This window comes from Citrobacter sp. RHB35-C21, assembly GCF_013816515.1.
GTDB classification, from domain to species: domain Bacteria; phylum Pseudomonadota; class Gammaproteobacteria; order Enterobacterales; family Enterobacteriaceae; genus Citrobacter; species Citrobacter braakii.
The window spans coordinates 1,682,160-1,703,755 of the sequence record NZ_CP057147.1; the positions used below are offsets into that span (position 1 = coordinate 1,682,160).

The 21,596-nt window shown below is 51.8% G+C and carries 20 protein-coding genes; 13 read left to right on the forward strand and 7 right to left on the reverse strand.

Translation table 11 applies throughout. The features are described from left to right. Positions 1 to 18: 18 nt before the first annotated feature. Positions 19 to 381, reverse strand: a complete 363-nt coding sequence (gene folX / locus HVZ39_RS08115; protein WP_016153849.1) for a dihydroneopterin triphosphate 2'-epimerase — start codon at positions 379 to 381, stop codon at positions 19 to 21. A 54-nt stretch (positions 382 to 435) separates the two neighbouring features. Then, complete coding sequence (gene yfcG / locus HVZ39_RS08120) at positions 436 to 1,071, reverse strand: GSH-dependent disulfide bond oxidoreductase (RefSeq protein WP_016153848.1); 636 nt, start codon at positions 1,069 to 1,071, stop codon at positions 436 to 438. Positions 1,072 to 1,205: 134 nt separating this feature from the next. Between yfcG and yfcF the strand changes: the two genes are divergently transcribed. Genes yfcF through yfcD form a run of 3 tightly spaced genes read left to right on the forward strand, consistent with a single transcriptional unit; the run spans position 1,206 to position 3,068 of the window. Then, entirely contained in the window at positions 1,206 to 1,850 is a 645-nt protein-coding gene (gene yfcF, locus HVZ39_RS08125; protein ID WP_016153847.1) for a glutathione transferase, read from the forward strand. Between the two features lie 55 nt (positions 1,851 to 1,905). Beyond that, the gene (yfcE, locus tag HVZ39_RS08130; protein WP_181633445.1) at positions 1,906 to 2,457 is read left to right on the forward strand and encodes a phosphodiesterase; all 552 of its coding nucleotides are present in this window, start codon (positions 1,906 to 1,908) and stop codon (positions 2,455 to 2,457) included. Between the two features lie 56 nt (positions 2,458 to 2,513). Beyond that, positions 2,514 to 3,068 (forward strand): NUDIX hydrolase YfcD, encoded by a 555-nt coding sequence (gene yfcD / locus HVZ39_RS08135; RefSeq protein ID WP_006683645.1) that lies wholly within the window; start codon positions 2,514 to 2,516, stop codon positions 3,066 to 3,068. Between the two features lie 56 nt (positions 3,069 to 3,124). Here yfcD and yfcC read toward each other — a convergent pair whose 3' ends face one another. The 3 genes from yfcC to ackA all read right to left on the reverse strand — a co-directional run bounded on the left by yfcC (position 3,125) and on the right by ackA (position 8,268). Next, positions 3,125 to 4,645: a putative basic amino acid antiporter YfcC gene (gene yfcC / locus HVZ39_RS08140; protein WP_181633446.1), complete on the reverse strand. Its 1,521-nt coding sequence runs from the start codon at positions 4,643 to 4,645 to the stop codon at positions 3,125 to 3,127. A 200-nt stretch (positions 4,646 to 4,845) separates the two neighbouring features. Further along, positions 4,846 to 6,990, reverse strand: a complete 2,145-nt coding sequence (gene pta / locus HVZ39_RS08145; protein ID WP_016153844.1) for a phosphate acetyltransferase — start codon at positions 6,988 to 6,990, stop codon at positions 4,846 to 4,848. Between the two features lie 75 nt (positions 6,991 to 7,065). Further along, positions 7,066 to 8,268, reverse strand: a complete 1,203-nt coding sequence (gene ackA / locus HVZ39_RS08150; RefSeq protein ID WP_016153843.1) for an acetate kinase — start codon at positions 8,266 to 8,268, stop codon at positions 7,066 to 7,068. A gap of 339 nt (positions 8,269 to 8,607) precedes the next feature. On the opposite strand from ackA, the gene yfbV reads away from it, so the two are divergent. The 4 genes from yfbV (at position 8,608) to HVZ39_RS08170 (ending at position 12,221) form a co-directional block, all read left to right on the forward strand. Further along, positions 8,608 to 9,063: a terminus macrodomain insulation protein YfbV gene (yfbV, locus tag HVZ39_RS08155; protein WP_016153842.1), complete on the forward strand. Its 456-nt coding sequence runs from the start codon at positions 8,608 to 8,610 to the stop codon at positions 9,061 to 9,063. A gap of 83 nt (positions 9,064 to 9,146) precedes the next feature. Continuing rightward, a complete protein-coding gene (locus HVZ39_RS08160) occupies positions 9,147 to 9,641 on the forward strand; it encodes a YfbU family protein (RefSeq protein ID WP_016153841.1) in 495 nt (164 codons plus the stop codon). Beyond that, positions 9,634 to 10,311, forward strand: a complete 678-nt coding sequence (locus HVZ39_RS08165) for a sugar phosphatase (RefSeq protein WP_181633685.1) — start codon at positions 9,634 to 9,636, stop codon at positions 10,309 to 10,311. The genes HVZ39_RS08160 and HVZ39_RS08165 overlap by 8 nt, the downstream gene beginning before the upstream one ends. A gap of 77 nt (positions 10,312 to 10,388) precedes the next feature. Continuing rightward, a complete protein-coding gene (locus tag HVZ39_RS08170) occupies positions 10,389 to 12,221 on the forward strand; it encodes an SLC13 family permease (RefSeq protein WP_151222471.1) in 1,833 nt (610 codons plus the stop codon). A gap of 52 nt (positions 12,222 to 12,273) precedes the next feature. Here the strand turns inward: HVZ39_RS08170 and yfbR are convergent, their stop codons facing one another. Both yfbR and alaA read right to left on the reverse strand, forming a co-directional pair. After that, entirely contained in the window at positions 12,274 to 12,873 is a 600-nt protein-coding gene (gene yfbR / locus HVZ39_RS08175) for a 5'-deoxynucleotidase (protein WP_003028083.1), read from the reverse strand. A gap of 95 nt (positions 12,874 to 12,968) precedes the next feature. Further along, the gene (gene alaA, locus HVZ39_RS08180) at positions 12,969 to 14,186 is read right to left on the reverse strand and encodes an alanine transaminase AlaA (protein WP_005129483.1); all 1,218 of its coding nucleotides are present in this window, start codon (positions 14,184 to 14,186) and stop codon (positions 12,969 to 12,971) included. A gap of 929 nt (positions 14,187 to 15,115) precedes the next feature. Between alaA and lrhA the strand changes: the two genes are divergently transcribed. The 6 genes from lrhA to nuoF all read left to right on the forward strand — a co-directional run bounded on the left by lrhA (position 15,116) and on the right by nuoF (position 21,528). After that, on the forward strand, positions 15,116 to 16,054 hold the full coding sequence (gene lrhA, locus HVZ39_RS08185) for a transcriptional regulator LrhA (RefSeq protein ID WP_016153838.1): 939 nt from the start codon (positions 15,116 to 15,118) through the stop codon (positions 16,052 to 16,054). Positions 16,055 to 16,681: 627 nt separating this feature from the next. Continuing rightward, positions 16,682 to 17,125 carry an NADH-quinone oxidoreductase subunit NuoA gene (gene nuoA / locus HVZ39_RS08190; protein WP_003028077.1) on the forward strand — a complete coding sequence of 148 codons (444 nt, stop codon included), beginning with the start codon at positions 16,682 to 16,684 and terminating at the stop codon, positions 17,123 to 17,125. A gap of 15 nt (positions 17,126 to 17,140) precedes the next feature. Further along, the gene (gene nuoB, locus HVZ39_RS08195) at positions 17,141 to 17,803 is read left to right on the forward strand and encodes an NADH-quinone oxidoreductase subunit NuoB (RefSeq protein WP_003028075.1); all 663 of its coding nucleotides are present in this window, start codon (positions 17,141 to 17,143) and stop codon (positions 17,801 to 17,803) included. 85 nt (positions 17,804 to 17,888) lie between these two features. Then, positions 17,889 to 19,691, forward strand: coding sequence for an NADH-quinone oxidoreductase subunit C/D (gene nuoC, locus HVZ39_RS08200; protein ID WP_016153837.1), 1,803 nt, complete (start codon positions 17,889 to 17,891; stop codon positions 19,689 to 19,691). A gap of 2 nt (positions 19,692 to 19,693) precedes the next feature. After that, positions 19,694 to 20,194 (forward strand): NADH-quinone oxidoreductase subunit NuoE, encoded by a 501-nt coding sequence (gene nuoE, locus HVZ39_RS08205; protein ID WP_003028069.1) that lies wholly within the window; start codon positions 19,694 to 19,696, stop codon positions 20,192 to 20,194. After that, the gene (gene nuoF / locus HVZ39_RS08210; protein WP_016153836.1) at positions 20,191 to 21,528 is read left to right on the forward strand and encodes an NADH-quinone oxidoreductase subunit NuoF; all 1,338 of its coding nucleotides are present in this window, start codon (positions 20,191 to 20,193) and stop codon (positions 21,526 to 21,528) included. The genes nuoE and nuoF overlap by 4 nt, the downstream gene beginning before the upstream one ends. Positions 21,529 to 21,596 lie beyond the last annotated feature (68 nt).

Here is a 21,596-nt window from a genome sequence, read left to right on the forward strand (position 1 = left end):
CGCCTCCCGGGTTATGTTTTAGCGCTGCCAGCTCAGCGTCATAGAGACTGAGTCGGCGTAACGTAATGCGTGAAGTTTATCTATCTCTACTTGAGCATAAGTGACCCAGTGATGTTCGCGTGCGATATCGAGCACATCTTGAGTTAATTTTTCTAACAATGAGAAGCGGTTACCCTCCACGTGGGCAATGATGCTCTTGGTGATAGTGCGATAATTCAGCGCGTCGTTGATATCTTCGCTGGTACGGGCTTTGTCTGCCGGATAGTGAATGGCAATGTTGATGACGATATCCTGGCGGTTAAGGATCTCCTCTTCTTTGATGCCGATAAAAGTGCGCAGACGAAGGTTTTTTATACGAATAATTGCGTCAGGTTGTGACATTGCAGGTTTCCTCCATGTATGAACCTTTGCATGATACACGAGAACCGAATCGCGTCACCGCTTCTCACTTTGTGCTTGTTGCATGGCGCGTTCCGTTGCGGGACGCGTACGGATGCGTTCATGCCAGTTATTGACCGCCGGGTAGTTGTCGAGGTCGATGCGCTGACGCTGATGGGCGTGGATCCACGGCCAGCAGGCAATGTCGGCAATGCTGTAGTGATCGCCCCCCAGCCAGGGGGACGTTTCCAGACGTTTATTCATCACGTTGTACAGGCGCTGGGTTTCAACCTGGTATCTTTCAATGGCGTAGGGAATCGTTTGTGGGGCGTAGTGGCTAAAATGATGATTCTGACCCAGCATGGGTCCGAGGCCGCTGACCTGCCAGAACAACCACTGCAGCGTAGTGTGGCGTTCACGTAACTCACCGCTCAGCAGCTTACCGCTCTTTTCTGCCAGATAGAGTAAAATTTCTCCGGACTCAAACAGGCTGATGGGCTTTCCGCCGTCTACCGGGGCACTGTCGATAATGGCCGGGATTTTATTGTTTGGTGAGATTTGCAGAAAATCAGGGTGAAACTGGCTACCTTTGCTGATATCGACATGAATCAGACGGTATTGCAGCTGCGCCTCTTCAAGAAACAGCGTGATTTTGTGACCGTTTGGCGATGGAGTGTAATAGAGATCGATCATTTTCAGCGTCCGTTTTGTCATGAACCGGGTCATAACAAGTATAGAGCCTGTTGGCGTGCGTGAGTTTTCATCAAGTGACAGTGAGAGAAAGACTCTATATTTTGAAGGCAAGCCAATACATTTCAGAGGACATTATGAGCAAATCTGCAATTACGCTGTGGTCAGATGCCAATTTTTTCTCCCCTTACGTGCTGTCTGTTTATGTCGCTCTGCAAGAGAAAGGACTGCCTTTTACGCTGAAAACCGTTGATCTCAACAGCGGCGAACACTTGCAACCTTCATGGCAAGGGTATGCGTTAACGCGGCGCGTGCCGGTGCTTGAAATCGACGGTTTCGAGCTGAGCGAATCATCAGCGATTACTGAGTTCCTGGAAGAGAGTTTTGCGCCGCCGCAGTGGGAGCGAATCTACCCACACGATGTGCAAAAGCGCGCGCGGGCGCGCCAGGTTCAGGCGTGGATCCGCAGCGATCTGATGCCTATCCGTGAAGAACGCTCAACGGACGTGGTTTTTGCTGGCGTGAAAAAAGGTCCGTTAAGCGAAGCGGGAAAAGTCAGTGCGGAGAAATTGTTCGCCACTGCGAGCCATTTATTGAGCCACGGTAAGCAGAATTTATTTGGCGAATGGTGTATTGCCGACTGCGATTTAGCACTAATGCTGAATCGTCTGGTCCTTAACGGCGATGAGGTTCCCGAAGCGCTTGCAGAATATGCCGCCTTCCAGTGGCAGCGCGCTTCAGTCCAGCGTTTTATCGCGCTTTCAGCGAAGCGTTCCTGCTGAAAAACGGGGCGTAATCCAGTATCATTACAAGGTACTTTTCAACGAGGAGTGAGTGATGAAACTGATGTTCGCATCGGACATTCATGGTTCGTTGCCAGCCACGGAACGCGTACTTGAACGGTTTGCCGCAAGCGGTGCGCAATGGCTGGTGATATTGGGTGATGTTTTAAACCACGGACCGCGTAATGCGCTCCCGGAAGGCTATGCGCCTGCGCAGGTTGCTGAGCGGTTGAATGCGCTGGCAGCGCGGATTATCGCTGTGCGTGGCAATTGTGACAGCGAAGTGGATCAGATGCTTCTGCATTTTCCGATGACCGCGCCGTGGCAGCAAATTCTGACAGAAAACCAGCGACTCTTTTTGACGCACGGGCATCTTTTTGGCCCGCAAAATATGCCCACGCTCAACGTGGGAGATGTGCTGGTTTATGGGCATACACATTTGCCCGTGGCTGAGCGTCAAGGGGATGTTTACCACTTCAATCCCGGCTCGGTAAGCATCCCGAAAGGGGGCTTTGCGGCAAGTTACGGGATTCTGGATGATAATGTTCTCAGCGTAATGGCACTCAATGATCAAAGTGTTATTGCACAGGTCGAGATTAATCCGTAATTTACCCCACAAACATAAACGCGCCGTAAGAGCGCAAGAAAAAAGAAGGTTTCCTGATGGTGGAACAGCGTCGTTTGGCAAGTACGGAATGGGTGGATATTGTGAATGAAGACAACGAAGTCATTGCACAATCCAGCCGGGAACAAATGCGGGCGCAACGCTTACGCCATCGTGCAACGTATATCGTCGTGCATGATGGAATGGGCAAAATTCTGGTTCAGCGTCGTACTGAGACAAAAGATTTTTTGCCCGGCATGCTGGATGCCACCGCTGGCGGTGTTGTGCAGGCTGACGAGCAACTACTGGATTCAGCGCGCCGTGAAGCGGAAGAGGAACTGGGGATTGCGGGCGTGCCGTTTGCCGAGCATGGGCAGTTTTATTTTGAAGACCAGAATTGTCGCGTATGGGGCGGGCTGTTTAGCTGTGTTTCCCACGGACCGTTTGCGCTTCAGGAAGAAGAGGTTAGTGAAGTTTGCTGGCTGACGCCGGAAGAAATTACCGCGCGCTGCGACGAATTTACGCCGGACTCACTGAAAGCCCTGGCGCTGTGGATGACCCGCAACGCTAAGAATGAAGGGGCGAAAGCCGAAAAGCAGGAAGAAGCTGAGTAAAATCTGCTCATCCGGCCTACAGCGTCGAGAAATCGTGTAGGCCGGGCAATCGTTTTTTAATGGTAACCCATTATCTGCGCGCCAATTACCACCACGCTGGACATAATAAACAGCAGTCCCAACAGCGTGGCGCCTACCTTCAGCCAGTTACGAAAATCCACCCGACACACGCCTAACGTCGCCATCAGCGATGCCGATGTAGGATAGATAATATGACTGAATCCGTCGCCAAACTGGAAGGCCAGTACGGTGACCTGACGGTTTACGCCAACCAGATCGCCTAAGGGTGCTAATAACGGCATGGTCAATGCAGCCTGACCAGAGCCGGAAGTAACGAAGAAATTAAACACCGCCTGGAACAGCAGCATAAACCACGCCGCGATGGCGTTATCCAGCCCGCTGATGCCGTTGGCAATGCTGTGCAGCATCGTGTTCAACACGCTGGCTTCCCCCGCTTCTCCATTACCGACCAGCAGTAATATGCCCTTGGCAAAACCGACCAGCAGGGCAGGGGCAATCATCATTCGTGCGCCTTCAGTGAATGAGGAGGCCATGATGTTGACCGTCATGCCGTTGAGGCGAAAGACCACGCCGATGATGCCAATTACCAGGCCCATGGTGAAGAACTGACTGGCGATCTCAGGAATAAACCACGCGTTGACGATCACGCCCCAGACAACCCAAATCATTACCGCAGTCAGCACCAGCAGCACCAGCCAGTCGCCCAGCGTGAAGCGTCGTTCCACAACGTCGTCCTGCTGTTCGCGAAAGAAACGGTCGGATTCATGTACCCGGGACAAAAGCGGATTCTTTTTGATGCGTGCCGCATAGGCCAGCGTGAAGGTCAGCCCTATCAGGGTCGCAACCACCCACACAATGATACGCAGACCGGAACCAGAGAGCACCGGCACGCCCGCAATCCCCTGCGCGACGACCACGCAAAACGGGTTCATCCATGAGCTGGCGAATCCAATTTGAGTCGCAATATAGGTGACCAGAACGGTGGTGATACTGTCGTAACCTAACCGTACCATTAACGGTGCGATAATAATGGCAAAGGCGACCGCCTCTTCCCCCATGCCAAACACCGCGCCGCCTAATGAGAAGAGAACAAACAGCACCGGGATAAACAGGACTTCGTTTCCTCGCGTATGGCGGATGAGCGCCAGGATGCCGTTATCGATGGTTCCGGTACGCATAACGATGCCGAATGCGCCGCCAATCACCAGCATAAACATAATAATGCCGACGGCAGTGCCGAATTTAGAGCCGGAGGTTAACCCTTCAAACGGAAAATTCATCAGGCCTGGGCGCTCATCACCGGTGGTGAAAAACTGCACCCGGTGATACTGCTCTTCGCCCGCGTCGTTGGTCAGAATTCGAAAAGAATGGGGGTCGACCACCTTACGGGTTTTGGTTTGTCCATCAACCTGATACTGCACTTCCTGACTGTCGAACATCCCGACGGGAACAACCCATGTCGCCAGACTGGTTAAAATGGCAACGAAAAAAATAATCACCAACGTATCGGGCATCGCCCATTTTTTAGCTGGCTGTGTTTCTGTTACTGCTGACATGAAAGACTATCCCTGTTGCAATGCAAAAGAGGATAAGTATGCAAACAGGAGAATAGTTATTCATTGATGCAGCGCATCCTGGCAAATGTTTCAGAATATGCCAACGGGAAAAACAGGTATAAAAAAACCGGAAATATAAGCTATTTCCGGTTTAATAAGCAGAAGTGTTGCCGGATAAGACATCCGGCACACTCGACAGATTACTGCTGCTGTTGGGAAGACTGGATCGCGGTCAGAGCGATGGTGTAGACGATGTCGTCAACCAGCGCGCCACGAGACAGGTCGTTCACAGGCTTGCGCATACCCTGCAGCATCGGCCCGATGGAGATCAGGTCGGCAGAACGCTGTACCGCTTTGTAGGTGGTGTTACCGGTGTTCAGATCCGGGAAGATGAACACGGTAGCGCGACCTGCAACTGGAGAGTTCGGCGCTTTGGATTTTGCTACGTCAGCCATAACGGCGGCGTCATACTGCAGCGGACCGTCGATCATCAGGTCAGGACGTTTTTCCTGCGCCAGACGCGTGGCTTCACGAACTTTTTCTACGTCGCTACCTGCACCAGAAGTACCGGTGGAGTAGGAGAGCATTGCTACGCGCGGTTCGATACCGAAGGCAATGGCGGATTCAGCGGACTGAATCGCGATTTCTGCCAGTTGCTCTGCAGTCGGATCCGGGTTGATCGCGCAGTCGCCGTATACGTAAACCTGATCCGGCAGCAGCATGAAGAACACGGAAGACACCAGGGAACTACCCGGTGCAGTTTTGATCAGCTGCAGCGGCGGACGGATGGTGTTCGCGGTGGTATGAACTGCACCAGAAACCAGACCGTCAACGTCGTCCTGTTCCAGCATCAGGGTACCGAGAACCACGTTGTCTTCCAGCTGTTCGCGGGCAACGGTTTCGGTCATACCTTTGTTTTTACGCAGTTCGACCAGGCGAGCAACGTAGCTTTCGCGAACCACATCTGGATCAACGATTTCTACGCCAGCACCCAGCTCAACGCCCTGAGAGGCCGCAACGCGGGTGATCTCATCCGGGTTGCCCAGCAGTACGCAGGTTGCGATACCGCGTTCAGCACAGATAGCCGCCGCTTTAACGGTACGCGGCTCGTCACCTTCCGGCAGAACAACGCGCTTGCCGGCTTTACGTGCCAGCTCGGTCAGCTGATAACGGAACGCTGGCGGAGACAGACGACGGCTGCGCTCAGAGGTCGCGGTCAGGGATTCAATCCAGTCAGCGTTGATGTAGTTAGCAACGTATTCCTGAACTTTCTCAATACGTTCGTGATCGTCAACCGGAACTTCCAGGTTGAAGCTCTGCAGGCTCAGAGAGGTCTGCCAGGTGTTGGTGTTCACCATGAATACCGGCAGGCCGGTTTCAAATGCACGTTCGCACAGTTTAGTGATACGCGCGTCCATTTCGTAGCCGCCAGTCAGCAGCAGGGCACCGATTTCCACGCCGTTCATGGCTGCCAGGCATGCTGCAACCAGCACGTCAGGACGATCGGCGGAAGTCACCAGCAGAGAACCTGCACGGAAGTGCTCCAGCATGTGCGGAATGCTGCGTGCGCAGAAAGTCACAGACTTCACGCGACGGGTATTGATATCACCTTCGTTAACGATAGTGGCGTTCAGATGACGCGCCATATCGATTGCACGCGTTGCGATCAGATCGAAGCTCCATGGCACCGCGCCCAGAACCGGCAGCGGGCTGGATTCTTGCAGTTTAGCCGGATCAACTTTGATCACTTTCGCTTTGGAAGAGTCGTCGAAAATCTCGGACAGATCCGGGCGAGTACGGCCCTGCTCATCAACCGGTGCGTTCAGTTTGTTAACGATTACGCCGGTGATGTTGGTGTTTTTCGCGCCGCCGAAGCTGCTGCGAGTCAGTTCAATACGCTCGTTCAGCTGTTCCGGGGTATCGGTACCCTGAGACATTACGAAGACGATTTCTGCGTTCAGCGTTTTCGCGATTTCGTAGTTCAGAGACTGCGCGAACTGATGTTTACGGGTTGGGACCAGGCCTTCAACCAGTACAACTTCAGCGTCTTTAGTGTTCGCGTGGTAGTTCGCGATGATCTCTTCCATCAGCACATCTTTCTGATTGCTGGACAACAGAGATTCAACGTGGCTCATCTTCAGCGGCTCAGCGGCTGGCAGAGAAGAGTTAGCACGGACGATGCTGGTAGTCTGGTCTGGCGCATCGCCACCGGCACGCGGTTGAGAGATCGGCTTGAAGACGCTCAGACGAACGCCTTTGCGTTCCATTGCGCGGATCACGCCAAGGCTGACGCTGGTCAGACCGACGCTGGTTCCGGTAGGGATCAGCATAATAATACGGGACACGGTTTATCCTCTTTCGTTACCGTCGATGTAGACGGGTTACAAAACAGCACCGCCAGCTAGGCTGGCGGTGTGAAATCAGGCAGTCAGACGGCTCGCGTCTTGCGCGATAACCAGTTCTTCGTTGGTTGGGATAACCACCGCAGGACGGGTACCTTCTTTGTTGATGAAACCAGATTTGCCGAAACGTGCGGCCAGGTTACGTTCGTGGTCAACTTCAAAGCCCAGAACGCCCAGTTTGCCCAGAGACAGTTCACGAACCATCGCTGCGTTTTCACCAATACCACCGGTGAAGACAACTGCATCCAGACGACCATCCATCAGCGCAGTGTAAGAACCGATGTATTTCGCCAGACGGTGACAGTAAACGTCCATTGCACGTTTAGCGTCTTCTTTAGTCGCGTAGTTATCTTCAACATAACGGCAGTCGCTGGTGACTTCGGTCAGACCCAGCAGGCCGGACTCTTTGGTCAGCATTTTGTTGATCTGGTCAACGCTCATGCCCAGGGTGTCGTGCAGGTGGAAGATGATCGCCGGGTCGATGTCACCGGAACGCGTACCCATCACCAGACCTTCCAGCGGGGTCAGACCCATGGAGGTATCAACACATTTACCGTTACGGATAGCAGAGACAGAACCGCCGTTGCCCAGGTGGCAAGTGATGATGTTCAGCTCATCAACCGGTTTGTTCAGAATTTTTGCCGCTTCCTGAGTCACGAAGAAGTGGCTGGTACCGTGCGCGCCGTAACGACGAACACCGTGTTCTTTGTACAGGCTGTATGGCAGAGCATAGAGGTAAGACTCTTCTGGCATGGTCTGATGGAACGCGGTGTCGAACACAGCCACGTTTTTGTCTTTCAGATTCGGGAAGGATTTCAGCGCTTCTGCGATACCGATCAGGTGTGCAGGGTTATGCAGCGGTGCAAAAGAGGCTGCGTCTTTGATACCCTGAATAACAGAATCGTCGATAACCACAGAGCCGGTGTATTTCTCGCCGCCGTGAACAACACGGTGGCCAATCGCAGTCAGCTGAGCAGACAGTTCTGGTTTTTGTGCCAGAATAGTATTAACGATAAAATTCAGCGCTTCACTGTGAGCGGCGCCTGCACCTAAAGCCGCTTCTTGTTTACCGCCGTCCATTTTCCACTTGATACGTGCTTCTGGGAGATGGAAACATTCGGCTAAACCAGAGAGGTATTCTTCACCGTTTACTGCATCGATGATGGCAAATTTCAGTGAGGAGCTACCGCAGTTCAGAACCAGTACTAACTTACTCGACATGGAAGTACCTATTTATGATACGTGGCTAAAAAAACGTCAGGAAGTCATAGAGCGTAGCGCATGATGACACCGACGTTTATGATTAACATCATGCGCCATAGTCTTTTTGGGCACGATGGAATAAATACCTTTGAGTCTATGTCATTTTGCGTATTTTTCAGCCAATGGCATACTATGTGTCAATTTGACGACTCAATGATTTTGGACTAAAGGCCTTACAGGCCGGCACAGGATACCTGAATGTGGGTATCAAAGACAAAATGTTTTGAACGATGTCCCTTGTAGTTGTTGTTTTGCACAAATTTTTTAATTTTTATATGTGAAGTTGAGGTAACCGCCATGTCGACACCGGATAATCGTTCCGTCAATTTTTTTAGCTTGTTTCGCCGGGGGCAGCACTATGCGAAGACGTGGCCAATGGAAAAGCGCCTCGCACCTGTGTTTGTAGAGAACCGCGTGATCCGCATGACGCGTTACGCGATCCGTTTTATGCCGCCTATCGCCGTCTTCACCTTATGCTGGCAAATTGCGTTAGGGGGGCAGTTGGGACCGGCCGTGGCGACTGCGCTGTTTGCGCTCAGCCTGCCGATGCAGGGCATGTGGTGGCTGGGTAAACGTTCTGTAACGCCGCTGCCGCCTTCAATACTCAACTGGTTCTACGAAGTACGGGGTAAATTGCAAGAAGCCGGGCAGGCGCTCACTCCGGTAGAAGGAAAGCCTGATTATCAGGCGCTGGCTGACACGCTTAAGCGCGCCTTCAAACAACTGGATAAAACTTTCCTTGATGATTTGTAATTGACCCCTGATTACGCATATAAAAGAAGGCACAAGATGCCTTCTTTTTTTTCATCGCAGTAGTAGTGATACAGGAGTCCCAAATGGAAATGACCAACGCTCAACGTCTGATTTTGTCTAATCAGTACAAAATGATGACTATGCTCGATCCCACTAACGCCGAGCGTTATCGTCGTTTGCAGACGATTATTGAACGCGGTTACGGCTTGCAGATGCGCGAGCTGGATCGTGAGTTCGGTGAGCTGACGGAAGAAACCTGTCGTACGATTATCGATATTATGGAGATGTATCACGCATTACATGTGTCCTGGACTAATCTTAAGGACGCGCAGGCTATTGATGAGCGCCGCGTGACCTTCCTTGGCTTTGACGCCGCAACGGAAGCCCGTTACCTCGGGTACGTACGTTTTATGGTTAATGTCGAAGGTCGTTATACCCACTTTGATGCGGGTACGCATGGCTTCAACGCCCAGACCCCGATGTGGGAAAAATATCAGCGTATGCTAAATGTCTGGCACTCTTGCCCGCGCCAGTATCACCTGAGTGCGAATGAAATTAACCAAATCATTAATGCCTGAGGGGGCGAGCGTGCAGTGCAAAGGTTTTCTGTTTGATCTGGATGGAACGCTGGTCGATTCCTTACCCGCAGTAGAACGCGCGTGGTGCAACTGGGCCGATCGTTTTGGCCTCGATCACGCCGAGGTGCTCGGCTTTATTCATGGCAAGCAGGCCATTACCTCCCTGCGACACTTTATGGTGGGCAAATCTGAGGCTGAGATCGCCGCGGAATTCACCCGCCTGGAGCAGATCGAAGCGACGGAAACCGCGGGGATCACAGCGCTGCCGGGAGCGGTTGATTTACTCAACCACCTCAATAAAGCGGGTATTCCATGGGCGATTGTGACCTCCGGATCCATGCCGGTCGCACGAGCGCGTCATCGTGTCGCGGGTCTGCCTGCTCCTGAAGTGTTTGTCACCGCCGAGCGGGTAAAAACAGGCAAGCCCGAGCCTGACGCCTATCTGTTAGGCGCCCAGCTTCTGGGTCTTGCGCCACAGGAATGCGCGGTGGTGGAAGATGCGCCCGCTGGGGTGCTTTCAGGACTGGCTGCAGGGTGTCATGTGATAGCGGTCAACGCGCCAGTGGACACGCCGCGTCTGGATGAGGTCGATTTTTCGCTGACCAGTCTGGAACATATTTCTGTGACCAAACAGCCCAACGGCAATGTGGTCGTTGTAAGAAATACCTGAACATGATTTAGCCCCAGATTGTTGGGGCTTTTTTATGGCAGAATCGATCCATCCCTCTCATTTAACAAGGATATGTTGTGAACGGTGAATTGATATGGGTTCTCTCATTGCTGGCGATTGCCGTCGTCTTGTTTGTCACTGGCAGAGTGCGTATGGACGCGGTCGCTTTGCTGGTCATCATTGCCTTTGTTCTGAGCGGAACATTGAGCATCACAGAAGCCTTTTCCGGATTCAGCGATCCTAACGTTATTTTGATAGCGGCATTATTCATTATCGGCGACGGCCTGGTGCGTACCGGGGTGGCGACGGTAATGGGTGCCTGGCTGGTGAAGGTGGCTGGCAGCAGTGAAGTCAAAATGCTGGTGTTGCTGATGATTACCGTTGCCGGGCTCGGGGCGTTTATGAGTTCGACCGGCGTGGTCGCCATCTTTATTCCGGTGGTCTTAAGCGTTTCCATGCGCATGGAAATTTCCCCTTCACGCCTGATGATGCCGCTGAGCTTTGCCGGCCTGATAAGCGGCATGATGACGCTGGTGGCGACGCCGCCGAACCTGGTCGTCAACAGTGAACTGTTACGTGAAGGACTTAACGGGTTCAGCTTTTTTAGCGTTACCCCGCTGGGGCTGGTGGTTCTGGTTCTCGGCATAATTTATATGCTGCTGATGCGCTTTATGCTCAAGGGAGAAGATTCCAGACAGCCGGGAGACGGCTGGAAACGCCGGACCTTTCGCGATCTGATTAAAGAATATCGTCTGACCGGGCGCGCGCGTCGCCTGGCGATTCGTCCCGGTTCTCCTATGATTGGCCAGCGTCTGGATGATCTGAAGCTGCGTGAGCGCTACGGGGCAAACGTGATTGGCGTGGAACGCTGGCGTCGCTTTCGTCGCGTAATAGTCGACGTTAACGGGGTTTCTGAGTTTCGCGCCCGTGATGTATTGCTGATTGATATGTCCGCGGCCGATGTCGACCTGCGTGAATTTTGCAGTGAACAGTTTCTGGAACCAATGGTACTGCGCGGCGAATACTTCTCCGAGCAGGCGCTTGATGTGGGGATGGCCGAGATCTCTCTGATCCCTGAATCGGAATTGATCGGCAAAACGGTACGGGAAATCGCTTTTCGTACCCGTTACGGGCTGAATGTCGTTGGGCTGAAGCGCGATGGCACGGCTCTGGCTGGAGCGGTGGTGGATGAGCCATTGCTGATGGGCGATATCATATTAGTGGTGGGCAACTGGAAGCTCATCACACTGTTGGGACAAAAAGGGCGTGATTTTGTCGTGCTGAATATGCCAGAGGAAGTCAGTGAAGCTTCTCCGGCGCATAGCCAGGCACCGCATGCGATTTTCTGTCTGGTGCTGATGGTTGCTCTGATGCTCACTGATGAAATTCCCAATACGGTGGCTGCGATCATCGCTTGTCTACTGATGGGGAAATTTCGCTGTATTGATGCCGAAAGTGCCTATAAAGCGATTCACTGGCCAAGCATTATTTTGATTGTCGGGATGATGCCCTTCGCGCTGGCTTTACAAAAAACCGGCGGTGTCGACTTGGTGGTGAAAGGGCTGATGGATGTCGGTGGCGGGTATGGCCCGTATGTGATGTTGGGCTGCCTGTTCGTGCTGTGTGCGACTATCGGGTTATTTATCTCCAACACCGCGACGGCGGTGCTGATGGCGCCAATCGCGCTGGCGGCTGCAAAGTCGATGGGCGTTTCACCGTATCCTTTTGCGATGGGGATTGCGATGGCAGCATCCGCAGCCTTTATGACACCGGTCTCTTCGCCGGTAAACACTCTGGTGCTCGGACCTGGCAACTACAGCTTTAGCGATTTCGTGAAGATTGGCGTACCGTTTACCATCATTGTGATGGCGGTGTGCGTGGTGATGATCCCGATGCTGTTTCCGTTTTGATGTTGTTGGCGGATGGCGACGGGGATGTCTTCGCCGCCACCGGGCCATGCGTTTATAGCGGAGAATCCTGGCTGATTTCATCTAATGAGAGGTGAAAGCTCGGGACAAACACGTCCATAAAGTAGTCCATCTCTTCGCTGCGTCGCGACTCCAGCGTTTTTTCCAGACGCGTCTTGGCAAGCAGAAATTCGTTATTACCGGCAGAGAGTTCCTCCAGACACTTCAGATACGCACACAGGGCATCGGCCTGTTTAACAATCGATCTCTCTTCCTCACTTAAGGCATGTTCATCAATGAGTGGCGCAAAAATATCGCGCAGTTCATCAGGTACCATATCGACCAGCTTTTGCTGAGCAATTTTCTCTATCGCTTTATATTCCTGCGCAATCTGCGAGTTGAAATATTTCACCGGGGTAGGGAGATCACCGGTCAGCACTTCTGACGCATCGTGATACATCGCCAACAGAGCAATACGCTCAGCATTAACCTGACCACCAAATTTACGGTTTTTGATCGCGGCCAGCGCATGGGCAACCATGGCAACCTGCAGACTGTGTTCAGACACGTTTTCGGTGCGCACGTTGCGCATCAGCGGCCAGCGATTAATGAGCTTCAGACGGGAGAGGTGGGCAAAAAAATGGCTCTGCTTCATAACGACCCTTATATGATGGCAACCTAAGAGTCATTTTGCGCAGAGAAGGCTGTCAGATGCAAATACTCGTCATCCATCCGACAGCCTTTGTTTAATTACAACTGGTGATACCCTGACAGGAAACGCTCAAATTTACTCAACGACATTTCAATATCGTCAATACGCGGCAGCGTGACGATGCGGAAATGATCCGGCCACGGCCAGTTGAACGCTGTTCCCTGAACCAGCAGTACTTTTTCCTGCAGCAGGAAGTCGAGCACCATCTTCTGGTCGTCATGAATGTTGAAGCGTTTAGCATCAATTTTCGGGAACATATACAGCGCGCCGCGCGGTTTTACGCAGGAGACACCAGGAATGTCATTGAGCAGTTCCCAGGCGCGGTTGCGTTGTTCATACAGACGCCCACCAGGCATGATAAATTCGCTGATGCTCTGGTATCCGCCCAGTGCGGTCTGAATGGCATGTTGCGCCGGAACGTTGGCACACAGGCGCATAGAGGCCAGCATCTCAAGACCTTCAATATATCCTTTAGCATGTTTCTTCGGCCCGTTCAGCACCATCCAGCCCTGACGGAAACCGGCAACGCGATAGGTTTTTGACAGGCCATTGAAGGTGATGGTCAGCAGATCCGGCGCCATTGCAGCAATGGAGTGGTGTTCAGCGTCGTCGTAGAGAATTTTGTCGTAAATCTCATCCGCAAAGATAATGAGGTTGTTCTGGCGAGCAATCTCAACAATTTCCATCAGCAGCTCTTTAGAGTAAACAGCGCCGGTTGGGTTGTTTGGGTTGATGATGACGATCCCACGCGTACGCGGCGTGATTTTGGCGCGGATATCATCCAGGTCCGGGAACCAGTCTGATGATTCGTCACACAGGTAGTGCACGGCATTACCGCCGGAGAGCGATACCGCCGCCGTCCACAGCGGATAATCAGGAGCAGGAACCAGCATTTCGTCCCCACTGTTCAGCAATGCCTGCATAGCCTGCACAATTAATTCAGAAACGCCGTTGCCGATATAAATATCTTCCACGGTTACGTCGCGCATACCACGGGCCTGGTAATGCTGCATAATCGCTTTACGGGCGGAATAAAGGCCTTTGGAGTCGCAATATCCTTGCGCTGTTGGCAAATTGCGGATCACATCCACCAGTATTTCATCTGGCGCTTCAAACCCGAATGGCGCCGGGTTGCCGATGTTCAGTTTCAGAACCTTATTGCCTTCTTCTTCCAGGCGCTTTGCTTCCTTCAGAACCGGGCCGCGAATGTCATAACAGACGTTTTCTAATTTGCTGGATTTTTCAATGGGGGACATGAACGTTGACCTTTTTAGCTGTGAATGCCACTCCCTGCCATGGAAGTCAGCCCAGCACAATGTACTCCCACGGCGGTGAGTTTTGAAGGGTCTTTAGTAGAAGATTTTGAAAAGCTATGAAGTGATAATTAACTGTTAACAACTAAATAATGTAAATATTATGAGATAATAATCTATCTAGATGTGTTTTGTTGGTAGTATGTTTTGTTTTATTGGTTTGGTTGTGGTGAATTGTTTGGTCAAAAAAAGTTAAACCTGTAAAGCGAAATGTCACGGGTGTCTAAGCTGGATGAGGTAATTCGAAAATACTGAGGTTTTAACTGCGGGACCTGTTATCGGCCTGATCCGTACGTGATACGGTGTGAATTCATTGTTAAGCAGAATTAATGAATTGAAGAATTCTTAATTAATTATTATTTAATATTTAAACGACATTAAATTGAATGGGCCAATAATAGCAAAACCGCTGCTCTGACATAACACCTGGTAGCCTGGAATTATTCACGATAACACTTATAAATATAGTGGTTTTAGGTTAAGATAAGTCTCATGAAATGGTAAGTAGTCTGAATTTTAAGATAATTCAAATGTTTGTTGGTTGTTCCTAACACACTGAAAAGTTAGTTTTTAATGTGTAAATTATTGTTCGTTAACTTTTTTTTTAAATTTACAAAATTTACATGTTTTCCCTAAGTCAGAATCATCCAGCAGCTAAAAATTCGGCTCTTTCTCGTTGCTATATTCCGATGAATGTCACGGGAATTAAAATAGCCAGGAAAGAGAATTGTTTCGTTTGTTAAACCAAATACATCCTTATTTTCACTTGGTTACACTAAGCGAAACTGCGAGGGAGGCACATTACAAATGGAGTTGTTTGATTCCAAATGCACAGCATTAACCCGGTATGACCCGCGAGTAAGTGAAAAACTATGATAAATGCAAATCGTCCGATAATTAACCTCGACCTCGATCTGCTGAGAACCTTCGTTGCTGTTGCCGACCTGAATACCTTTGCGGCTGCGGCAGCTGCGGTATGTCGAACTCAGTCTGCGGTGAGTCAGCAAATGCAGCGTCTTGAGCAACTCGTGGGGAAAGAGTTGTTCGCGCGCCATGGACGCAACAAACTACTGACCGAACATGGTATACAACTGTTGGGTTACGCCAGAAAAATACTGCGCTTTAATGATGAGGCATGCTCATCATTAATGTTTAATAATCTTCAGGGAGTGTTAACTATCGGTGCTTCTGATGAATCAGCCGATACCATACTGCCTTTCCTGCTCAACCGAATAAGTTCGGTTTATCCGAAGCTTGCGCTGGATGTGAGGGTCAAGCGTAACGCCTACATGGTGGATATGCTGAAGTCGCAAGAAGTGGACTTGGTTGTGACTACCAACCGTCCTGGCGATTTTGAATGTCTGAATCTGCGTACCTCGCCAACGCATTGGTACTGTGCTGCCGAATATATTCTGCAAAAAGGTGAGCCGGTACCGTTGGTTCTGCTGGACGATCCGAGCCCGTTTCGCGATATCGTGCTGGCGACATTAAATGCTGCTCAGATCCCGTGGCGCCTGGCTTATGTTGCTTCAACCTTACCTGCGGTTCGCGCGGCGGTAAAAGCAGGGCTCGGCGTCACTGCGCGACCTGTTGAAATGATGAGTCCGGATTTACGCGTACTGGGCGCCGCCGACGGATTACCGCCATTGCCTGATACTGAGTATTTGTTGTGCTGCGATCCGTCCACGCAAAATGAGTTGGCAGAAGTTATCTTTAAGTCGATGCAAACGTATCAAAATCCTTGGCAATACAATCAGTTTACCCCGGAAGGGGGAGATGACTCGCTGATTGTTGAAGGCGACTTTGAGTAATTCGTCACAAAAAATCGTTTTAAAATGTTAGTGTAAAAAAGAGCCACTGGTGATGAAAAAACATCCAGTGGCTCTTTTTTTATGTAAATATTGCCGCTTTATGTCATTTGCTATACTAAAACTTAACAAAATCAGAAGGTAAAAAAACGGCCTGACACCTGGCTGAAAAATAAGCAGCAGCGTTACTAATTGTTTCCATGTTAAAAAACTAGAGAAATTGTTGCTGTTTTTTATGGTGAATTAACAAAAGCGTGTCACAGATCAAGAAAATACTCCCATTTAGGGGGAGGCATCTGGGTGAATTCCTGTCAAAATAGGTGAGTATTATCTTTTTTACTTCACTACGGACACGATTCAACAACATTAAAAATGACCGATGATGCGATCGAAATTGGTCTAAATAGCACTTTATGTTAATGAAGTTGGAGCGGTGTAAAATAATGTGAGGAAACTTTTGTTAAAGTTGACAAAAGGTTATAGAAAGGAGTAAAAAACCCCATCAATTAGCTGTATAAAATGGTTTTTCACAGTGATTGTAAGGTTTTTTTTATTCCTCCCCATGAATCGATGTGGCGTTCATCTGCCGAAAAGAGCAGAGAATTTGGCGCTACTTTTGATGAGTAAGCAATGAGTATGTCAACATCCACTGAAATCATCGCTCATCACTGGGCATTCGCTATCTTTCTTATTGTTGCCATTGGCCTGTGCTGCCTGATGCTCGTCGGCGGCTGGTTTTTAGGTGGTCGCGCGCGCGCGAGATCTAAAAACGTGCCGTTTGAATCAGGTATCGACTCGGTCGGCACCGCCCGCTTGCGCCTGTCTGCCAAGTTTTATCTGGTAGCCATGTTCTTCGTTATCTTCGACGTTGAAGCGCTGTATCTGTTCGCATGGTCAACTTCTATCCGTGAAAGCGGCTGGATTGGCTTTGTGGAAGCTGCAATTTTTATTTTTGTGTTACTGGCAGGTCTGGTTTATCTGGTGCGTATTGGCGCGCTGGACTGGACGCCCGCGCGTTCACGCCGCGAGCGTATGAACCCGGAAACGAACAGTATCGCTAATCGTCAACGCTAACCGCGAGGCATTAAGATGGATTATACGCTCACCCGCATAGATCCTAACGGTGAGAACGACCGTTACCCCCTGCAAAAACAGGAGATCGTAACCGACCCCCTGGAGCAAGAAGTTAACAAAAACGTGTTCATGGGCAAGCTGCATGACATGGTTAACTGGGGCCGTAAAAACTCAATTTGGCCATATAACTTTGGCCTTTCCTGCTGCTACGTTGAGATGGTGACCTCGTTTACCGCCGTGCACGATGTGGCCCGTTTTGGTGCGGAAGTACTGCGTGCATCGCCGCGTCAGGCTGACCTGATGGTCGTCGCCGGAACCTGCTTTACCAAAATGGCGCCGGTTATTCAGCGCCTCTACGATCAGATGCTGGAACCGAAATGGGTTATTTCCATGGGCGCATGCGCCAACTCCGGCGGTATGTACGACATCTATTCTGTGGTGCAGGGCGTTGATAAATTTATTCCGGTCGATGTGTACATCCCGGGATGCCCGCCGCGTCCGGAAGCGTATATGCAGGCTCTGATGCTGCTGCAAGATTCCATTGGCAAAGAACGCCGTCCGCTCTCCTGGGTGGTTGGCGATCAGGGCGTTTATCGCGCCAATATGCAGTCAGAACGCGAGCGTAAACGCGGCGAACGTATTGCTGTAACGAATCTTCGTACACCAGACGAGATTTAATTTGCGCCTGTCGGCAGCAGCACTTCCTTCGCTTATCACTACATAAATAGCGCGAAGCACTGCCGACCACCACGGACCATTTGCAATGGTGAACAATATGACCGACTTAACCGCGCAAGACGCTGTATGGCAAACACGGGATCACCTTGATGACCCGGTCATTGGCGAACTGCGCAACCGTTTTGGGCCGGATGCCTTTACCGTTCAGGCGACTCGCACCGGGGTACCTGTTGTTTGGGTCAAGCGTGAACAATTACTGGAAGTTGGCGATTTCTTAAAGAGACTGCCGAAACCTTACGTCATGCTGTTTGACTTACACGGCATGGACGAACGTCTGCGTACGCACCGCGAAGGGTTACCTGCCGCGGATTTTTCCGTTTTCTATCACCTGATCTCCATTGAACGCAATCGCGATATCATGCTCAAGGTGGCATTGTCTGAAAACGACCTGCGCGTACCGACGTTCACCAAACTGTTCCCGAACGCCAACTGGTATGAGCGTGAAACCTGGGAAATGTTTGGCATCGACATCGAAGGTCACCCGCACCTGACGCGTCTGCTGATGCCGCATACCTGGGAAGGTCATCCGCTGCGTAAAGACTACCCGGCGCGTGCGACCGAATTCGATCCGTTTGAGCTGACCAAAGCCAAACAGGATCTGGAAATGGAATCACTGACCTTCAAACCAGAAGAATGGGGTATGAAGCGTAGTTCCGAAAACGAGGACTTCATGTTCCTCAACCTCGGTCCTAACCACCCGTCTTCTCACGGTGCGTTCCGTATTGTGCTGCAGCTTGATGGCGAAGAAATCGTCGACTGCGTGCCTGACATCGGCTACCACCACCGTGGCGCTGAAAAGATGGGTGAACGTCAGTCCTGGCACAGCTACATTCCGTACACCGACCGTATCGAGTACCTCGGCGGCTGCGTTAACGAAATGCCTTACGTACTGGCCGTTGAGAAACTGGCTGGCATCACCACGCCGGATCGCGTCAACGTGATTCGCGTTATGTTGTCTGAACTGTTCCGTATCAACAGCCACCTGCTGTACATCTCCACGTTCATCCAGGACGTCGGCGCGATGACGCCGGTCTTCTTCGCCTTTACCGACCGTCAGAAAATCTATGACGTAGTGGAAGCGATCACCGGTTTCCGTATGCACCCGGCCTGGTTCCGTATCGGCGGTGTGGCACACGATCTGCCGCGTGGTTGGGACAAACTGCTGCGTGACTTCCTCGACTGGATGCCAAAACGTCTGGATTCCTACGAGAAAGCCGCACTGCGTAACACCATCCTGAAAGGCCGTTCGCAGGGCGTTGCCGCTTACGGTAAGAAAGAAGCGCTGGACTGGGGTTGTACCGGTGCTGCGCTGCGTGCGACCGGTATTGATTTTGACGTGCGTAAAGCGCGTCCATACTCTGGCTACGAAAACTTTGACTTTGAAGTCCCGGTTGGCGGCGGCGTGTCCGACTGCTATACCCGCGTGATGCTGAAAGTTGAAGAGCTGCGCCAGAGTCTGCGCATCCTTGAGCAGTGCCTCAACAACATGCCGGAAGGCCCGTTCAAAGCGGATCACCCGCTGACTACGCCGCCGCCGAAAGAGCGCACGTTGCAACATATCGAAACCCTGATCACCCACTTCCTGCAGGTTTCGTGGGGACCGGTTATGCCGGCAAACGAGTCCTTCCAGATGGTGGAAGCGACCAAGGGTATTAACAGTTACTACCTGACCAGCGATGGCAGCACCATGAGTTACCGTACCCGTATCCGTACCCCGAGCTATGCGCACCTGCAGCAGATCCCGGTAGCGGTACGTGGCAGCCTGGTGTCCGACCTTATCGTCCACCTGGGTAGTATCGATTTTGTTATGTCAGATGTGGACCGCTAATTATGCACGAGAATCAACAACCACAAACCGAGGCTTTTGAGCTGAGTGCGGCTGAGCGTGAAGCGATTGAGCACGAGAAGCACCACTACGAAGACCCGCGTGCGGCGTCCATTGAAGCGCTGAAAATCGTTCAGAAACAGCGTGGCTGGGTGCCGGATGGGGCGATCTATGCGATCGCTGATGTGCTGGGGATCCCGGCAAGCGACGTAGAAGGTGTTGCCACGTTCTATAGCCAGATCTTCCGCCAGCCGGTAGGTCGCCACGTGATCCGCTATTGCGACAGCGTGGTGTGCCATATCAACGGCTATCAGGGGATCCAGGCTGCGCTTGAGAAAAAACTCAACATCAAGCCGGGGCAGACGACCTTTGACGGTCGTTTTACGCTGCTCCCGACCTGTTGCCTGGGGAACTGCGATAAAGGGCCGAACATGATGATCGATGAGGATACTCATGCTCACCTGACCCCGGAAGGCATTCCCGAACTGCTGGAGCGGTATAAATGAAAGACATTATCCGTACTCCCGAAACGCATCCGCTGACCTGGCGTCTGCGTGATGACAAACAGCCGGTCTGGCTGGACGAATACCGTAGCAAGAACGGCTACGAAGGTGCACGTAAGGCCCTGACCGGGCTGTCACCGGACGAAATCGTTAATCAGGTAAAAGACGCTGGCCTGAAAGGGCGCGGTGGTGCGGGCTTTTCCACCGGTCTGAAGTGGAGCCTGATGCCGAAAGACGAATCCATGAACATCCGTTACCTGCTGTGTAACGCCGATGAAATGGAGCCGGGTACCTATAAAGACCGTCTGCTGATGGAACAGCTGCCGCACCTGCTAGTGGAAGGCATGCTGATCTCCGCGTTTGCGCTGAAAGCGTACCGTGGTTACATCTTCCTGCGCGGTGAGTATATCGAAGCGGCTGTGCATCTGCGTCGCGCGATTGCCGAAGCAACCGAAGCCGGCTTGCTTGGCAAAAACATCATGGGCACCGGTTTCGACTTCGAACTGTTTGTCCACACCGGGGCAGGGCGCTATATCTGCGGTGAAGAGACGGCGCTGATTAACTCCCTTGAAGGTCGTCGTGCTAACCCACGTTCCAAGCCGCCGTTCCCGGCAAGCTCTGGCGCTTGGGGTAAGCCGACCTGCGTTAACAACGTCGAAACCCTGTGTAACGTACCAGCTATCCTCGCGAACGGCGTGGAGTGGTACCAGAACATTTCGCAGAGCAAAGACGCGGGCACCAAGCTGATGGGCTTCTCAGGTCGCGTGAAGAACCCTGGCCTGTGGGAACTGCCTTTCGGTACTACCGCGCGCGAGATCCTCGAAGATTACGCGGGCGGCATGCGTGATGGCCTGAAGTTCAAAGCCTGGCAGCCGGGCGGCGCGGGTACTGACTTCCTGACTGAAGCGCACCTCGATCTGCCGATGGAATTCGAAAGCATTGGTAAAGCCGGTAGCCGTTTGGGCACCGCGCTGGCAATGGCCGTCGATCACGAGATTGGCATGGTTCCTCTGGTGCGTAACCTGGAAGAGTTCTTTGCCCGCGAGTCCTGTGGCTGGTGTACGCCGTGCCGTGACGGTCTGCCGTGGAGTGTGAAAATTCTGCGCGCGCTGGAGCGTGGCGAAGGCCAGCCTGGGGATATCGAGACGCTTGAGCAACTGTGTCGTTTCCTCGGCCCGGGTAAAACCTTCTGTGCACACGCACCGGGTGCGGTGGAGCCGCTGCAGAGCGCCATTAAATATTTCCGCGAAGAATTCGAAGCTGGCATCAAGCAGTCCTTCAGCAATACCCATCAGATTGGTGGTATTCAGCCGAACCTGCTGAAAGAGCGCTGGTAATAGCAGGGTAACCCTGAATCGCGATCAGAAATTCGATTAACGCTCGGTTTTAGACCGAGCCAACTGGA